The sequence below is a fragment of the Kribbella jiaozuonensis genome, from assembly GCF_005233875.1.
Taxonomy (GTDB): domain Bacteria; phylum Actinomycetota; class Actinomycetes; order Propionibacteriales; family Kribbellaceae; genus Kribbella; species Kribbella jiaozuonensis.
The window spans coordinates 111,577-127,167 of sequence record NZ_SZPZ01000003.1; the positions used below are offsets into that span (position 1 = coordinate 111,577).

General features: G+C 68.4%; 14 protein-coding genes and 1 tRNA gene. 8 read left to right on the forward strand and 7 right to left on the reverse strand.

Annotated elements, in window-relative coordinates:
* The first annotated feature begins 249 nt into the window (after positions 1–249).
* Positions 250–2,139 carry a phosphoenolpyruvate carboxykinase (GTP) gene (locus FDA38_RS20140; protein WP_137255651.1) on the forward strand — a complete coding sequence of 630 codons (1,890 nt, stop codon included), beginning with the start codon at positions 250–252 and terminating at the stop codon, positions 2,137–2,139.
* 58 nt (positions 2,140–2,197) lie between these two features.
* Here FDA38_RS20140 and FDA38_RS20145 read toward each other — a convergent pair whose 3' ends face one another.
* Complete coding sequence (locus FDA38_RS20145) at positions 2,198–2,854, reverse strand: phosphoribosyltransferase (RefSeq protein ID WP_137255652.1); 657 nt, start codon at positions 2,852–2,854, stop codon at positions 2,198–2,200.
* 57 nt (positions 2,855–2,911) lie between these two features.
* On the opposite strand from FDA38_RS20145, the gene FDA38_RS20150 reads away from it, so the two are divergent.
* Entirely contained in the window at positions 2,912–3,787 is an 876-nt protein-coding gene (locus tag FDA38_RS20150; protein ID WP_170989812.1) for an LLM class flavin-dependent oxidoreductase, read from the forward strand.
* 39 nt (positions 3,788–3,826) lie between these two features.
* On the opposite strand, the gene FDA38_RS20155 is transcribed toward FDA38_RS20150, so the two are convergent.
* Positions 3,827–3,916 (reverse strand) — tRNA-Ser (locus tag FDA38_RS20155).
* Positions 3,917–4,194: 278 nt separating this feature from the next.
* On the opposite strand from FDA38_RS20155, the gene FDA38_RS20160 reads away from it, so the two are divergent.
* The 4 genes from FDA38_RS20160 to FDA38_RS20175 all read left to right on the forward strand — a co-directional run bounded on the left by FDA38_RS20160 (position 4,195) and on the right by FDA38_RS20175 (position 8,277).
* Positions 4,195–5,784, forward strand: a complete 1,590-nt coding sequence (locus FDA38_RS20160) for an LCP family glycopolymer transferase (RefSeq protein WP_137255654.1) — start codon at positions 4,195–4,197, stop codon at positions 5,782–5,784.
* A 76-nt stretch (positions 5,785–5,860) separates the two neighbouring features.
* A complete protein-coding gene (locus tag FDA38_RS20165) occupies positions 5,861–6,820 on the forward strand; it encodes a hypothetical protein (RefSeq protein ID WP_137255655.1) in 960 nt (319 codons plus the stop codon).
* A 34-nt stretch (positions 6,821–6,854) separates the two neighbouring features.
* On the forward strand, positions 6,855–7,313 hold the full coding sequence (locus FDA38_RS20170) for an intracellular growth attenuator family protein (RefSeq protein WP_137255656.1): 459 nt from the start codon (positions 6,855–6,857) through the stop codon (positions 7,311–7,313).
* 4 nt (positions 7,314–7,317) lie between these two features.
* Positions 7,318–8,277, forward strand: coding sequence for an acetylxylan esterase (locus FDA38_RS20175; RefSeq protein ID WP_137255657.1), 960 nt, complete (start codon positions 7,318–7,320; stop codon positions 8,275–8,277).
* Here the strand turns inward: FDA38_RS20175 and FDA38_RS20180 are convergent.
* Both FDA38_RS20180 and FDA38_RS20185 read right to left on the reverse strand, forming a co-directional pair.
* The gene (locus FDA38_RS20180; RefSeq protein WP_137255658.1) at positions 8,257–8,733 is read right to left on the reverse strand and encodes a hypothetical protein; all 477 of its coding nucleotides are present in this window, start codon (positions 8,731–8,733) and stop codon (positions 8,257–8,259) included. The two genes, FDA38_RS20175 and FDA38_RS20180, sit on opposite strands and share 21 nt — an antisense overlap.
* 39 nt (positions 8,734–8,772) lie before the next feature.
* Positions 8,773–9,363, reverse strand: a complete 591-nt coding sequence (locus FDA38_RS20185; RefSeq protein ID WP_137255659.1) for a class I SAM-dependent methyltransferase — start codon at positions 9,361–9,363, stop codon at positions 8,773–8,775.
* A 52-nt stretch (positions 9,364–9,415) separates the two neighbouring features.
* On the opposite strand from FDA38_RS20185, the gene FDA38_RS20190 reads away from it, so the two are divergent.
* Positions 9,416–12,577 (forward strand): BTAD domain-containing putative transcriptional regulator, encoded by a 3,162-nt coding sequence (locus FDA38_RS20190; RefSeq protein WP_170989813.1) that lies wholly within the window; start codon positions 9,416–9,418, stop codon positions 12,575–12,577.
* An 86-nt stretch (positions 12,578–12,663) separates the two neighbouring features.
* On the forward strand, positions 12,664–14,067 hold the full coding sequence (locus tag FDA38_RS20195; RefSeq protein ID WP_137255661.1) for an FAD-binding oxidoreductase: 1,404 nt from the start codon (positions 12,664–12,666) through the stop codon (positions 14,065–14,067).
* Positions 14,068–14,070: 3 nt separating this feature from the next.
* Here FDA38_RS20195 and FDA38_RS20200 read toward each other — a convergent pair whose 3' ends face one another.
* The 3 genes from FDA38_RS20200 to FDA38_RS20210 all read right to left on the reverse strand — a co-directional run bounded on the left by FDA38_RS20200 (position 14,071) and on the right by FDA38_RS20210 (position 15,578).
* Positions 14,071–14,667: an alpha/beta hydrolase gene (locus FDA38_RS20200; protein ID WP_137255662.1), complete on the reverse strand. Its 597-nt coding sequence runs from the start codon at positions 14,665–14,667 to the stop codon at positions 14,071–14,073.
* Positions 14,613–15,245 carry an alpha/beta hydrolase family protein gene (locus tag FDA38_RS20205; protein WP_137255663.1) on the reverse strand — a complete coding sequence of 211 codons (633 nt, stop codon included), beginning with the start codon at positions 15,243–15,245 and terminating at the stop codon, positions 14,613–14,615. Before FDA38_RS20205 ends, FDA38_RS20200 begins: the two co-directional genes overlap by 55 nt.
* Positions 15,246–15,350: 105 nt before the next feature.
* Positions 15,351–15,578, reverse strand: coding sequence for a hypothetical protein (locus FDA38_RS20210; protein WP_137255664.1), 228 nt, complete (start codon positions 15,576–15,578; stop codon positions 15,351–15,353).
* Positions 15,579–15,591: the final 13 nt, after the last annotated feature.

A 15,591-nucleotide genomic window follows, 5' to 3' on the forward strand; every position in this document is an offset into this window, starting at 1 on the left:
CGATTGTCGCGAAAACTTTGTGACCGGGTTCACTTTCTGGCGGTTCACAGCCCTCGGGTCGTTCGCGTACCGTAGTACCACTTGCACACTGGTATACGCCCACTGGACGCACTGGTATGCGAGCGAGTACACCGCCAGCCAGCTGCATCGAACCGCCGGAGACCCCGGCGGCCGGACGCCGTACCCGCCTTTCAGCGTCGAGGGGCCGAACGTCGCCGGGCCCGACAGCCGAGAGGGAATGAGCCGCGAATGACGACAACCGCCAGCCCGACCCATACCGAGACCGCCACCTCAGCAGACGCCAAGGACCCCCTCCCCGGCGAAAAGCCCACGCCGTACGACCTGACCACGGCCCCGACGCAGCACGCCGGCCTGCTGAACTGGGTGGCCGAGGTCGCCGAGCTCACGCAGCCCGACCGGATCCACTGGGTCGACGGGTCGGACGCGGAGTACGCCACGCTCACGAACGAGCTGATCGCGGCCGGCACCATGGTCCGGCTGAACGAGGAGAAGAAGCCGAACTCGTTCTGGGTCCGCACCGACCCCAGCGACGTCGCCCGCGTCGAGCAGCGCACGTTCATCTGCTCCGCGGACGAGAAGGACGCCGGTCCGACCAACAACTGGATGGACCCGGCGCAGATGAAGGCGCTGATGACGGAGCTGTACCGCGGTTCGATGCGCGGCCGGACGATGTACGTCGTCCCGTTCTGCATGGGTCCGCTGACGGCGGAGAAGCCGATGTTCGGTGTCGAGATCACCGACTCGGCGTACGTCGTTGCCTCGATGCGGATCATGTGCCGTACCGGCGCCGACGTGCTGGCCAAGCTCGGCGAGGACGCGCCGTACGTGCCCTGCCTGCACTCGGTCGGCGCACCACTGCAACAGGGCGAGCAGGACGTCCCGTGGCCGTGCAACGACGAGAAATACATCGTGCAGTTCCCCGAGGAGCGGGCGATCTGGTCCTACGGCTCCGGGTACGGCGGTAACTCGCTGCTCGGCAAGAAGTGCTACTCGCTGCGGATCGCGTCCGCGATGGCCCGCGACGAAGGCTGGCTGGCCGAGCACATGCTGATCCTGAAGCTGATCTCGCCGGAGAAGAAGGTGCACTACGTCGCGGCCGCGTTCCCGAGCGCCTGCGGCAAGACCAACCTGGCGATGCTCGACCCGACGCTGGAGGGCTGGGAGGTCGAGACGCTCGGCGACGACATCGCCTGGATGCGGTTCGGCAAGGACGGCCGGCTGTACGCCGTGAACCCGGAGTTCGGGCTGTTCGGTGTTGCCCCCGGCACCGGTTGGAAGACGAACCCGAACGCGATGCGCACGATCGAGAAGGGCAACTCGGTCTTCACCAACGTCGCCCTGACCGATGACGGCGACGTCTGGTGGGAGGGCTACTCGCCGACCCCGCCGGACCACCTGACCGACTGGAAGGGTCGCGAGTGGACGCCGGGCAACGGCGAGCTGTCGAGCCACCCGAACAGCCGGTTCTGCACCCCGATCGAGCAGTGCCCGATCCTCGCCGACGAGTACGACGACCCGAACGGCGTGCCGATCTCGGCGATCATCTTCGGCGGCCGCCGCGCCACGACGGTCCCGCTGGTGACCGAGTCGCGCGACTGGGCGCACGGCGTGTTCATGGGTGCGACGCTGTCGTCCGAGACCACCGCGGCCGCGGTCGGCCAGGTCGGCGTCGTACGGCGGGACCCGATGGCGATGCTGCCGTTCCTCGGGTACGACGCCGGGCAGTACTTCGACCACTGGCTGACCGTCGGCAAGCAGCACGACGCGGCGCAGCTGCCGAAGATCTTCTACGTGAACTGGTTCCGCAAGGACGACGCGGGCAAGTTCGTCTGGCCGGGCTTCGGTGAGAACAGCCGCGTGCTCAAGTGGGTCATCGACCGGATCGAGGGCCAGGCCGACGCGGTCGAGACCCCGATCGGCCGGGTGCCGGCCGCGGACGCGCTCGACGTCGCCGGGCTGGACCTGACCGAGCAGGACCTCGAGATCGCGCTCGACGTCGACGTCGAGGAGTGGAAGGCCGAGATCCCGCTGATCGAGGAGTGGTTCGCCAAGCTCGGCGACACCGTCCCGACCGAGCTCAAGGTCGAGCTCGACAACCTCAAGGCCCGACTGGGCTGATGAACGCCGGCCGCCGAATCGGAAGCCGGCGGCCGGACCGACAGCGCGGTGCCTCGGCTCACCTGCCGGGGCGCCGCGCTGTGCTTTCTGCCAGCACCCGCTGCACCTCGTCATCACTCACCGACGAGAAGTCCTGGTACGCCTGCCCGACCGCGTTGAAGTACCGCGGGATCCACACGCACACGACCTGATCCGCGATCCGCGCCAGCCGCCGGCAGCTCTCCACACCACCCACGGGTACGGCGACGATCACGCGCGCCGGCCGCTGACGCCGTACCGCTTCCACCGCTGCTCGCATCGTCGAACCGGTCGCCAGCCCGTCGTCGACCAGGATCACCACCCGATCCCGTACGTCGATCGGCGGCCGGTCCCCGCGGTACGCCGCCTCGCGCCGGCGCAACTCGCGGACCTCGCGCCGCCGTACCTCGTCCATCGCGGCCGCGTCGACCTCGCGCGCGATCTGCTCGTTGCGCACGACATGCAGTTCCTCGCCGACCCCGGCGATCGCACCCATCGCCAGCTCCGGCTGCCCCGGAAACCCCAGCTTCCGCACGATCAGCACATCGAGCTCCGCCCCCAGGGCCTCCGCGATCGGCCCGGCTACCGGGACGCCGCCGCGCGCCAGCCCGAGCACCAGGACTGAACCGGTGACCTGCCCGAGCTCCTCGGCAAGCACCTCACCGGCAGCCGCCCGATCAAAATACGGCCTCCTCATCCCGCCATGATCCAACTACGTTGACCCCATGCGAATCCCTGAGATCGGACCATGGGCATGAAGATCGGTGTGATGCTCCCGCTGGGTGCAGGAGACGGGCCCGGCGGCGGTATGCCGGGGTGGAAGGACGTGCGGGCGGTCGCAGAGGCGGCTGAGGCGGGTGGGCTGGATTCTGTCTGGATCGCGGACCATTTCCTGTACCGCGACCCGGAAGGGCAGATCTACGGTATGCACGAGTCGTGGACCCTGCTGACCGCGGTCGCGGCGGTCACCTCCCGGGTCGAACTCGGGAACATGGTCCTCTGCGCATCGTTCCGGGACCCAGGCCTGACGGCGAAGATGGCGGCGACGCTCGACGAGGTCTCCGGCGGCCGGCTCATCCTCGGCGTCGGCGCGGGTTGGCACGACCCGGAGTACGAAGCCTTCGGCCTGCCGACCGACCACCGGGTCGGCCGCTTCGAGGAATGGCTGGAGATCGTCGCCCGGATGGTCCGCGGCGAGACGGTCAGCTACGAAGGCACCTATTACAAGACGCAGGACGCGAACCTCGACCCGGCCCCGCCCCACCGCATCCCGATCCTGATCGCCGGCCACCGCCCCCGGATGATGCGGCTGACCGCGCAATGGGCCGACCTGTGGAACACCGCCTGGTACGGCGCCGCGGACGCCAAGGTCGAGGAACGTCTGGAGACGCTCCGCGAGGCGATCGAGACCGCCGGCAAGCCCGCCGGCGCGGTGGCCCCGACCGTCGGCGTCGTCGTCCGCGACCCGGACCAGCCACCCGTCGCCGATCCCGATCCGCGCGCGATCGAAGTACAGGATCTACCTGCGGCGCTGGCGGCGTACGAGAAGCTGGGCGTCGAGCACCTGATCATCTCGCCCGAGCCGATCAGCCCCCGCACGGTCGAACGCATCGCCGAAGCGAGGAGCTAACAGCAGAGGGCCGCCCCATCGGGCGGCCCTCAGATGCTGCGGAGGCGGCGGGATTTGAACCCGCGAGAGGGGATTACCCTCAACCCGCTTAGCAGGCGGGCGCCATCGACCGGACTAGGCGACGCCTCCTCCGACGGTCCACTCACGGAGCGGACGCGACGACGGCCAAGAGTATCTGCTCGACGGGTCCGGCGGCAAAGCGGGTGGGTGGCAACTCCCCGGACACTCTGAGTGGTTGAGGCGGCACGTTGGGGCAGTAGCCCACGGCCCCTGTACTGTGGCGACATCGACGGGGGTCGCCAGCATCACGCGTCAACCAACTTGGTGTGGTGGGCGTCTGAAGTACCGTGGGCCGCTGCGCGCGGCCGACGGAGGGGTCGCCACGTCGTCGATCAGGGAACGGAGCCATGTCGCGGAGTACTCGCGCAGCCGGTCGGAGGGCAGCGCCTCGTGCCAGCCGGTCCCGGCACCGTTCGCACCGGGCCAGGACGACGTCGAAGGCGATCGGTCTGACCCTGCTCAGCGCCCTGGTGCCAGGCTCCGGCCTGTTGATGGGCGGCCGGAAGAAGCTCGGCGCATTTGTCCTGACGATCAGCGTCGGCCTGCTGCTGATCGCGGCGTACGTCGGTCTGACGCAGCGCGACTCGGTCCTGGCGCTCGCGGTCTCGCCGCGGCAGCTGCTGATCGCGACCGGTGCCGTCGTACTGCTCGGGGTGCTCTGGATCTGGGTTGTCGTCGCGTCGCACAAGCTGCTGCGCCCGGTGAGCATGACCTACACAGGCCGGCTGGCGGGCTCGATGTTCGTCGGGTTGCTGTGTTTCGGGATCGCCGTACCGACGACCGTCGCCGCGCAGACCGTGATGGCGCAGCGCGACCTGGTCGGCAGCGTGTTCCAGTCCGAGGGCAACTCCAAGAGCGCGACCCGGCCGAAGGTGACCAACGCGAGCGACCCGTGGGCCAAGACCCCGCGGCTGAACCTGCTGCTGCTCGGCGCCGACGACGGCGTGGGCCGGACCGGTGTCCGCACCGACACGGTGATCGTCGCCTCGATCGACACCAAGACCGGTAACACCGCGCTGATCTCGCTGAGCCGGAACTGGATGCGGATGCCGTTCCCGGAGGACTCGCCGCTGCACAAGGTGTACCCGGACGGGTTCTGGGATCCGAACAAGGGCAACGTCGAGCAGCCGGAGTACTACCTCGACGCGATGTACGACAACATCCCGAAGGCGCATCCGGGGATCCTCGGCCAGACCGACAACGAGGGCGCGGACGTGGTCAAGCTGGCCGCGAGCGCCGCGCTGGGTCTGGACATCGACTACTACATGCAGGTCAACCTGGCCGGGTTCCGGCAGATCATCGACGCCGTCGGCGGGATCACGGTGAACGTGAACTACCGGGTCCCGATCGGCGGCGACTACGGCGAGGGTCCGGGGTCGAACACCGAGAAGAAGCCGAGCGGCTACATCGAGCCGGGTCCGAACCAGAAGCTCGACGGGTACCACGCGCTGTGGTTCGCCCGCGGCCGGTACGGCCTGAGCGACCCGTCGCGGCAGGAGCGGCAGCGCTGCACCATCCACGCGCTGGTCAACAGCGTGAACCCGGCGACACTGGTGACGAAGTACCAGCAGATCGCCTCGGCCGGCAAGCAGCTGCTGCGCACCGACATCCCGCAGGAGATCCTGCCCGCGTTCATCCAGCTCGGCCTCAAGGTCAAGAACGCCAAGGTCAGCAACATCGACCTCGACAAGAACAAGAACTTCCCGACCGGCAAGAACCCGGACTACACCGCGATGCAGGAGATCATCCAGAAGGCGCTCGCCGCGCAGACCAACCCGGTCGCGTCGACGCCGACGGTGAAGCCGACCAAGAAGCCGACGAGCGGGACGACGACGAAGAAGCCGACCGCGCCGAAGACGACGGTGACTCCGGGCGCGGCCGAGAACCTGAACGACGCCTGCGCCTACAACCCCAGCCAGACCGGCAACGGAAACTGAGACAAATTCGGTTGGTTGAACCCCAGCGACGGAATCATTACAACTCAATGAAACCAAGTCACACCTGGGGGTGACTGTGAGGCGTTCGCTGGCGGTTGTGGCCGGAGCCGCGGTTCTGGTCTGTGCGGGCTGTAGCGCCGAGCCGGAGAAGGGCTCCGCGCCCTCGGCCGGCGGTACGACGAAGACGAGCGCACCGCTCGCCTCGACAGCACCTAAGCCGACGCCGACTGCCGTCGCGCTGTCGGTTCCGATGTACCAGCGCGCGCTGACCAACGTCGAGAAGACGCTCAAGCCGTCGGTCGCCCGGGTGATGAACGCGCAGACCATCGCCGCCTTCGACGCGTCCCGGGCCGTCCTCGCCAAAGCAGTCGTCATCGAACGCGGCGAGCTGGCCAAGATCACGCCGCCGACGGGTCTGGTGGCCGCGCATCCCGCCGTACTCGATGCCTTCGATGCGTACGCCGGTGACGTGAGCACCGAGCTGAGCCGGGCCGGGGGTACGAAGACCGGCTGCGGTTTCCCGAAGGCGCTGGATGTCCGGCTGTACGAGGCGAAGAGCGGGCTGCGGTTCGCGTACGCCGAGCTCGCGCAGAGCGTGCAGAAGTCGATCGGTAGGGGTGTGAAGTTCGGTGCGGTGTCGGTGCCGCCGAAGCTGGCCCAGCCGGCCGTGATCGCCGGCCGGGGCGAGAACGGGGACGTGTTCCAGCGCTCCGGTCCACGCGGATCGGGGTCGCTCGAGATCAAGAACGCCGGGGACGACGTGGTGATCGTCATCGCCGGCAGCAACCCGCGGCAGCCGCAGGCCTCGATCTACGTCCGGGCCGACAAGACCGCGACGCTGAACGGGATCCGCAGCCAGGACTACTGGGTCTACTTCAAGTCCGGGACGAGCTGGGACGCGAAGAACCACCGGTTCACCGAGAACTGCTCGTACCAGAAGTTCGACGACATCTTCGACGGCTCGTACAACTGGACGATCAGCCTGGCCAAGACCCCGCTCGGCAACGCGTCGTCGTCGGAGACGGAATCCTTCTGACATGGTCACCCTGGACGGATGAGATCCTGTGTCGATGCGTACGACGTACCGGATGCGGTCGGGACGGTTCCTCGGGATCCTGGCCGCCGGGCTGATCATTCTCGGGGTAGCCGCAGTGCTGTGGGCACTGGGGCTGCCGTCGGTTGCCGTGTCGGTGTTCGTCTCGCTCGGCGGGGTGATCACGCTGGCCGGCCTGTGGATCCTGGCCCGGCCGCCGAAGGTCGCGCGGCTGCGGGACGGCGACATCGAGGTACGCGGTCTGCGGACGCCGTGGACGGATATCACCGAGGTCGGGCGGGTGGAGACCACGCACGGCGAGGCGATCGTGCTGCGGACCAAGCAGCCCGACCACCCGATCCTGCTGCCGCTGTCCTGGCTCGCGCCGAAGCAGGTGCCGGTGCTGGAGGCCACGCTGCGGGACAGGCTGAACGCGGCGCACGGGTACACGATCTGGGACGGGACTGTGCCGGAGGACACCGGCAGCGCAGAATGATCCGGTGCTTTCCTTCGAACTGTCGTACGACGAGCTACTGACCTACCAGGGCACGAACCCGCGGCCCGCGGACTTCGACGAGTTCTGGGACAAGGCGCTGCTGTCCCTGGACGAGGTCCCTGCCGACGCGGAGTTCGTGGACGCGACCGACTTCCCGCTGACCACGGCGACCGCGCAGCACCTGTACTTCACCGGGACCGGTGGGTATCGGGTGCACGCGAAGGTACTGCGGCCTGCCGAGCCGACCGGGCCGGCGGTGCTGCTGTTCCACGGGTACGGCGGGGAGCAGCCGAAGTGGGTCGAGCTGCTGCCGTATGCAGCGCGCGGGTTCACGGTCGCGGCGCTGGATGTGCGGGAGCAGGTCGGCTTCCGTACGTCGTCCCAGGAGAGCAACAGCTTCTCGCTGCAGCACCATCTGGTGCACGGGTTGGACGCGGGGCCGGATGGGCTGCTGTACAAGCACATCTTCCTGGACACGCGGCGGTTGGCCGATCTCATCGGTGGCTTGCCGGAGGTGGATGCGTCGCGGATCGCGACCACGGGGTGGAGCCAGGGCGGTGGGTTGTCGTTGGTGGCGGCGGCGCTGACGCCGTCGATCAAGTACACGGCGAGCGTGTATCCGTTCCTGTGCGACTACCAGCGCACGTGGGACCTGAACCTCGAGACCGGGCCGTACGACGAGATCGTCACGTGGTTCCGCAAGCGCGACCCGAGGCACCTACGGCAGGACGAGGTGTTCACGACGCTGGGCTACATCGACGTACAGAACCTCGCCCCTCGCATCCAGGCCGAGGTGACTCTCTTCGTCGGCCTGGAGGACCAGGTCTGTCCGCCGTCCACCCAGTTCGCCGTCTACAACAAGCTCAAGTCGGCCAAGGAGACCCGCCTCTACCCCGACTTCGGCCACGACGACCTGCCCGGCGCCCACGACGACATCTACCAACTAATAGGCACCAAACTCTGAGCCGTAGAGCTCCAGGGTGATTCTCGGGTCGTCGAGGTTGTTGATGGCTTGGATAAGGATGTCGGCTTCCGGGCCGTTACGGTCGACCATCATCACGAGACGGTTGGTGGAGTAATCGACACAGCCGCTGATGCCGCTGGTGCCGGTCCACGTGGGCTGGTGTTCGAGCAGTCGGGAGGAGAGTTCACTCAGCTCCTCACCGGAGTACTGGACCTGGACGAACAGGACCCGCAGCCAGGTCGGGCTCGTGACCAGCAGCAGAAGGCGTGCCTTCTGGAGGGCTTCCTCGGTTGTCATCTGCACCGTCAGCGTGGCTGTCTCGAAATCCCACAGCATCTCGCCGTCATACGCCCGCAGGGGCGACAGCAACCCACGAATCCGGCCCCGCTCCTCCGAATACCGCGCATCCCCCGTGATATCCAACGGCAACCACCCACCACCAACCTTCTTCTCCACAAGCACAGGCTAAGCAGCAGCTACAGCAGGAACCAGTGGTCAGCAGTCGGGGCGGGTCCAGAGGATTGAGTAGCGGAAGAGTAGGTGGCGGCGGTAGGTGGCGCCGGGGAGGAGTTCGGTGGTCAGGGCCTGGATTTCGGGGTAGGTGACGGGTGGGGGCCAGACGACTGGGGAGGGGTGTTCCCAGTGGGTCTTGGTTGCGCGGTGGGCCAGGTTTGCGGCTACGCCGGCGGCCTCGCGTGGGAGGTCACGGGGCAGGGTCGGGCGGGCTAGGCCTACGACGGCGAGGACGCCGCCCGGACGGACCAGCGAGCGCATCCGGAGCAACCCCGTGCGGGCGTCGACGTGGTGGAGGGTGGCGACGGAGGCGACGACGTCGTACGACGACAGCTCGAGGGGATAGTCCAGGAAGTCGCCGTGAACGTACGAGATGTCGTCGTCGTACCCGCGGGCCAACTCGAGGCTCGGAGTATCCAGGTCGATGCCGGTGACGTCCGGTACGGCGTCGCGCAGCGACCGGGTCAGCATGCCCTCGCCGCAGCCGATGTCGAGCGCGCGCGTCGCGCCAGGTGGGACGGACTGGAGGATGCGGGAGTGGTAGTGGATGTTGTGGTTCCACCGCTGGCTCATCCGACCATCCTCGTCGAAGGTGGGGCCTACGATCGTGGGGGGAGGGCTGAAGGTGCGGATCCAACTGCTGGGTGGTTTCGCTGTCGATCGCGGGGGCCGATCCGTCGATCCGAAAGTGTGGCGGCTGCGGAAGGCGCGGACGCTGGTCAAGCTGCTCGCGTTGGCGCGCGACCAGCGGCTGCACCGCGACGTACTGCTCGAGGCGTTGTGGCCGGACCGGCCTCCGACGTCAGCGGTCAACAATCTGCACCAAGCCCTGCACGTGGCACGTCGGGCGCTCGCGGGTGACGAGTCGAGCAACGGACTGCTGGAGTTGCGCGACGACTTCGTGGTGCTGCTGGCGGACGGCGTCGTGGACGTCGACGTACGGACGTTCGAACGGCTGGCCGCGCTGGGCCGCAGCAGCGGTGACCTCGACGACCTCCGCGCCGCAGTCGCCGCGTACACAGGCGATCTCCTGCCCGAGGACAGATTCGAGGACTGGGCCGTTCGCCCGCGCGAGGAACTCCGCGACAGCTTCGGCAATCTCCTCGTCGACTTCGCGGACGCGGCCGCCGCGGATCACCACGAGGCAGAGGCACTCGACGCCCTGACCCGCGCACTCGCCATCGACCCGCTGCACGAGCACGGCGTCCGAAGCCTGATGCGACAACTCGCGGCAACAGGCCGTTCGTCCGAAGCGTTGGCGCAGTACGAACGGCTGAGAAGCGACCTACGTACGGCGTACGGCACCGACCCCGACCCAGATACCCAGCGCCTGTACCAGGAACTGCTCACCGGCACCGTCAAAGTCGACAGCCAGCCAAGGCACAACCTTGCACCCGCGTTGACCAGCTTCGTGGGCCGCGAGCGCGAGATCGCGGACGTCCATCGCCTGATGGAACAAGGCCGCCTCGTCACCCTCACCGGCGTCGGCGGCGCCGGCAAGACCCGCCTGGCCGAAGAAGCCGCCCGCCGCCTGGTCGACTCGTACGCCGACGGCGTCTGGATCGCTGACCTCGTACCGGTCGCCGACCCACACCTCGTAGCCGACTCCGTCGCCGCCGCCCTCGGCCTCGACCCTGCAGCCGGATCGGATTCGACCCGCACCCTCATCACCCGCCTGGCACCCCGCAATCTCCTTCTCGTACTGGACAACTGCGAACACCTCCTCGCCGCCTGCGCCGGCCTGGCAAGCGCAGTACGGCGAAGTTGCCCCGGCGTCAGCCTGCTAGCCACCAGCCGCGAACCACTCCATGCCCCCGGCGAGGTCACCTTCCGCGTGCCCTCACTCGAACTCCCCGAGCCAACCGACGAACTCGACCGACTCCGCACGCTGTCGTCAGTACGACTCTTCGTCGACCGCGCCCAAGACGTTCGCCCCGGCTTCGTACTGGACGCAACCAACGCAGCCGCCATCGTCGAGATCTGCCGCTGCCTCGACGGCATCCCACTCGCCCTCGAACTCGCGGCCGCCCGCGCCTCACACCTCGAGGCCGCCGAGATCGCCGCACGGCTGGGCGAGGCACTCTCGCTGCTCGGCCGCCCCGGCGAGGTCACCCGACACGCGACCCTGCGCGCAACCCTCGAATGGAGCCACGCCTTGCTGTCCGACGACGAGCAGGTGCTGCTCCGCCGGCTCGCGGTCTTCTCCGGCAGCTTCTCGCTCCGATCCGCCGAGCAGGTCTGCGCCGACGACCGCCTGCCCAGCTCAGACGTCCTAGACCTCCTCGGTCGGCTCGTCGACAAGTCGCTGCTGCTCGTCGACCACGACGGCCCGCGCTCGCGATACCGGCTCCTGGAGACGATCCGCCAGTTCGCGCACGAACGTCTGGCCGCGGCGCACGAGGCCGCACCGATGGAGGCCGCGCACTGCAGGTTCTTCCTGGAACTCGCAGCCACCGAAGATCCCGAGCGAGCCGGCGTCGTCGTCGAACGCCCTCAGCTGCTCGACGCCGACCACGACAACCTCCGCGCCGCACTCAACTGGGCACTCCGCCACGATCATGAGCGAGCCTTGCTGCTCGGCCTCAGCCTCTCGCCGTACTGGCTGGCGCGCGGTCATTTCTCCGAAGGTGCGGGCTGGCTCGAACGCGTTCTCGACGTCGCGGTCGAGCCGTCCCGCGAGCGAGCCCGCGCGATCTTCGCGCTCGCGATCCTGCTCGCCCGAAGCGGGCTGGCCGACCGGCTCCCACGACTCGGCGACGAAGCAGTCGCGGTCTCCTACCAATCCGGCGACCAGATCGACCTCGTGACCACCCGGGTACTGCGTGGCACGCTCCTGCTCGGAAGCGGCGACCTCGACGAGATCGAACAGACCGCCGTCGACTCGCTCGCGCAAGCCGACGCCCTCGGCGCAGACCCACTGGCCGCTGCCGCACAAGGTCTCGGCGCAATGGCCGCACTCTTCCGCGAGAACGCCGAACTCGCCCAGGAACGCTTCGAAGAATGCCTGCGACGGCTGGCGCAGATCGACCCGAACACGACCAGGTTCTTCCCCGCTGTCACGATGTGCCTGCCGCTCGTACCGATCGACGGCTGGTGGATCCCGGTGTTCGAGGAGACCTTCCTGATCGGCCGCCGGGTCGGCGCCGTACAAGGCACCGGGTACGCCTTGTCGGGCCTGGCCGACGCCCATCGCCTGACCAGAAACCTCGACGCCGCACAGGACGCCGTACGGCGGTCGGTCGATGCCTTCACCGGGATCGAGGACGCGTCCGGCCTCGGCCATGCGCTGAACCATCTCGGCTGTATCGAGCGCGACCAAGGGCTGTTCGGGGCGGCCGAGAAGCACCTGCGCGACGCACTCCAGCTCCGCGAACAGCTAGGAGATCGCCGCGGTGAGAGCCTGACTCTCGCCAATCTCGGTCTGCTCGCCGCGGCGTCCGGCGATCCCGGGACGGGTCGGCGCCTCACGCGTGCCGCCCTCGATCGCGGCGAGGCGGTCGACGATGCGCCCGCGGCCGGCGGGGCTCTGCTCAACCTGGCAGTCGTCGAGTTGTTCGCCGGCGAACGCCGTACCGCGCGGATCCTGGCCGAGCAGGCGGTCGAAGCCTTTCAGCCGCAGGGATATCTCCGACTCGAGGCCTGGACGCGGCTCCTTGCGGCCGAACTGGCGGTCGCGGACGGTGACACCGAGGTGCTGGAAAGGCACGGACCGGCGGCGTTGGAGATCTTCACCCGCCTCGGATGCCGCATCGGCGGGCCTCGCGCAGCCCTGCTCATGGAACGCTAAGTCACGCTAAGCCATTGCGAAGACCTCCTTCCTAATGTCGTTGTCAGTCCGGGAAACGTCCTGGGCCGAACGAATCAGGAGTGGAAATGACAACGACGCAAGCGCGGCAGGACACGCTCGGGGAGGCCACCCTCGGTGAACTTGCCGAAGGACTGCGTGGCGAGCTGATCCGCCCGGCCGACCCGTCGTACGACGACGCGCGGTCGATCTGGAACGCCGCGCATGACAAGAGACCGGCACTGATCGTCCGGTGCAAGGGGGTGGCCGACGTCATCCGGGCCGTGGAGTTCGCCCGGAGCGAGGGGTTGACGTTGGCCGTCCGGGGCGGCGGTCACAGCATCCCCGGATTCTCGACCACCGACGGCGGCATCGTCATCGACCTGTCGCCGATGAACTCGGTCCGGATCGATCCGGACCGGCGTCAGATCGTGGCGCAGGGCGGCTGCACCTGGGGCGATGTCGACGCCGAGGCGCAGGCCTTCGGGCTCGCCGTCACCGGCGGCCTGGTGTCGTCGACCGGCGTCGCGGGCTTCACGCTCGGAGGCGGGATCGGCTGGCTCGTCCGCAAGGCCGGCCTGGCGTGTGACAACCTCATCGGGGCTGATGTTGTCACCGCCGACGGCCGGTACCTGCACACGAGCGAGACCGAGAACCCCGAACTGCTGTGGGCATTGCGGGGCGGCGGCGGCAACTTCGGTGTCGTCACCTCGTTCGAGTTCAAGGCGTACGAGGTCGGTCCGACCGTCTTCGCGGGCCTGGTCTTCTACCCGGGCGATCGGGCAGCCGACGTACTGCGTGGGTTCGGTGCGGCGGCCGCGTCGGCGCCGGACGAGTTGTCCTTGGCAATCAACCTCACCACCGCACCGCCGTTGCCGTTCCTGCCGGAAGAGGTGCATGGCAAGCCGATCGTCGCCGTACTCGGGATGTGGTCCGGGCAGCCGGACGCGGGCGACGCCGCGACCCGGCCGTTCCGCGAACTCGCACCAGTGGTCGCGGATCTGTTCGGGCCGATGCCGTACAACGCGATGCAGACGCTGCTCGATCCGCTGTTCCCGCGCGGCCTGCGGAACTACTTCCGTTCGGCGTTCTTCGGCGACCTCGGTCCCACAACCGTCGACGCGCTCGTCGCCGCGCATTCCGCAGTACCGAACGGTCTGTCGGAGCTGCACGTCCACCACCTGGGTGGCGCGATGGGCCGGGTGCCGGCCGACGCCACGGCGTTCGGCACGCGGGACCGCGAGTACATCCTCAACGTTGTCGCTCGAAGCGAGGACGGGTCGGGGTACGACGAGGTCGTCGAGTGGGCTCGTGCGGCGGGGAGTTCGCTCGGGCCGAGTGCGGCGTCGTACGTGAACTTCACCGGTGAGACCAACGAGGACATCGTGCGGGCGTCGTACCCGGCGGCGACCTACGAGCGGCTCGTGCGGGTCAAGAACACCTACGACCCGACGAACCTGTTCCACCTCAACCAGAACATCAAGCCGAGCTAGGAATCAACGGGTGCAGGACGTCGGCGCGGCGCGTCCGGCGAAGCGGTCAGCGGTCCAGGCCAGGATGTCGGGCATGGCGCCGTCGTCGATGCCCTGCACCCACGGGTAGGTGTCGTGCTCGAGACCGGGGTACGTCTTGTAGGTGAGGCGGGTCCCGAGTCGGCACTCTGCCGCGGCGATCTGATTGGTGACACCAACGGGTACGACGGTGTCGGCCTCGCCCTGCAGCAACAGGACCGGTCCGCCCAGCCGCTGGTTCCCGGCGGAGTTGACCCGCAGGTACGTCCGGAAGGCGGGGTCGGTCGAGTACGCCGGGGTCACCAACTGCGGCCCGCTCAGATCGGCGTACGCCGTGAACGCCGCGTTGAGGCAGCCGATCGCGGTGATGCCGATCCGCGAATACGCCTCGGGGCTGAGCAACCTCTCGGGCTGGATCCGGGCGTCACCGAAATGGGCGCCCTGGGCAATCATCGCCGCGAAGGCGCCGTACCCCGGAGTCGCGACGACGTGATCGGCGACCTCGGACAGGTTCGCGACCGGCGAGGTCAGGACCGCTCGCCGACGCCCATCGCCGCACCGCCACCCTGCGAGTGACCCCACAGAACCCATCGCGACGACAGGTCCGACCGCACCCGACGCGCAGCCTGCTGGGCGTAGATGACATCGTTGGCCTCGGCCGTCTTGTTGACGAGCTCAGGCCGGCCGTCGGTACCGAGGCCCGCGTAATCCGGCGCGACGACCGCATAGCCACTGTTGACGAAGTCCATCATCTGGTTGCCGTGGTAAAGGTCCTTCATCAACGACGGCGCACAGGGCCCGCCGATTCCGCTCGAGCCGTGTGCGTCCACGACGACGGGCCAGCCACCGGCCGGCGCCTTGCCCTTCGGCACCAGGACAACGGCAGTCGCAGCCACATCGCGGCCGGCCGAGGTCCGCGAGTGGTACATGATCCGGGTCGCCGGTCCGGCGGTGTAGTCGGTCGTCTCCTGCTTGCGAATCACCGACCCCGGTAGTGCCCACGGCAACGAGGCGGGCGGGTCGTAGAACGACGTCCGCGGTACGGCGTTCTGATGTTGCAGGTCCAGCTGGCATTGCACGTCGCAATCGGCCGCCTGCGCCGGCGCGGCCAGACCGGTCACCGCCGTAGCCGCGGCGATCAGGGTGATGAGGTGTCGCACGTCGATCTCCAAGAATGCTTGGACCCACCCCCAACGGGTTGGCCACCGCACTCCAGGACACAGCCGGCCTCCGCGCTTGTGACGTGCCGGCTCGTGATCTACCTCTCAGCGCTTGATGGCAGCCTCGATGGCGGCCAGCAGGACGCCGTCGTCGTCAGCCCGCCAACTGTGGGACTCCGGGCAGATCCACTGATCCGGCTCGGCCGGTACGACGCAGCCGAACAGGCGGACCTTGCCGGCCGCGGCCGCCTCCCGGGCAACCCGGGTCGGGAGGCCGTAGAGAATCGGCACTCCTTGCTGCCCACAGACCGGGCACTCCGGTGCGTTCGCCATACACCACAGCGTA

Coding starts and splice junctions, on each gene's coding strand:
- FDA38_RS20195 (WP_137255661.1), top strand. CDS start 12,664: ATGACAACGACGCAAGCGCGGCAGGACACGCTCGGGGAGGCCACCCTC.
- FDA38_RS20145 (WP_137255652.1), bottom strand. CDS start 2,854: ATGAGGAGGCCGTATTTTGATCGGGCGGCTGCCGGTGAGGTGCTTGCC.
- FDA38_RS20170 (WP_137255656.1), top strand. CDS start 6,855: ATGCGTACGACGTACCGGATGCGGTCGGGACGGTTCCTCGGGATCCTG.
- FDA38_RS20140 (WP_137255651.1), top strand. CDS start 250: ATGACGACAACCGCCAGCCCGACCCATACCGAGACCGCCACCTCAGCA.
- FDA38_RS20150 (WP_170989812.1), top strand. CDS start 2,912: ATGAAGATCGGTGTGATGCTCCCGCTGGGTGCAGGAGACGGGCCCGGC.
- FDA38_RS20185 (WP_137255659.1), bottom strand. CDS start 9,363: ATGAGCCAGCGGTGGAACCACAACATCCACTACCACTCCCGCATCCTC.
- FDA38_RS20160 (WP_137255654.1), top strand. CDS start 4,195: ATGTCGCGGAGTACTCGCGCAGCCGGTCGGAGGGCAGCGCCTCGTGCC.
- FDA38_RS20210 (WP_137255664.1), bottom strand. CDS start 15,578: ATGGCGAACGCACCGGAGTGCCCGGTCTGTGGGCAGCAAGGAGTGCCG.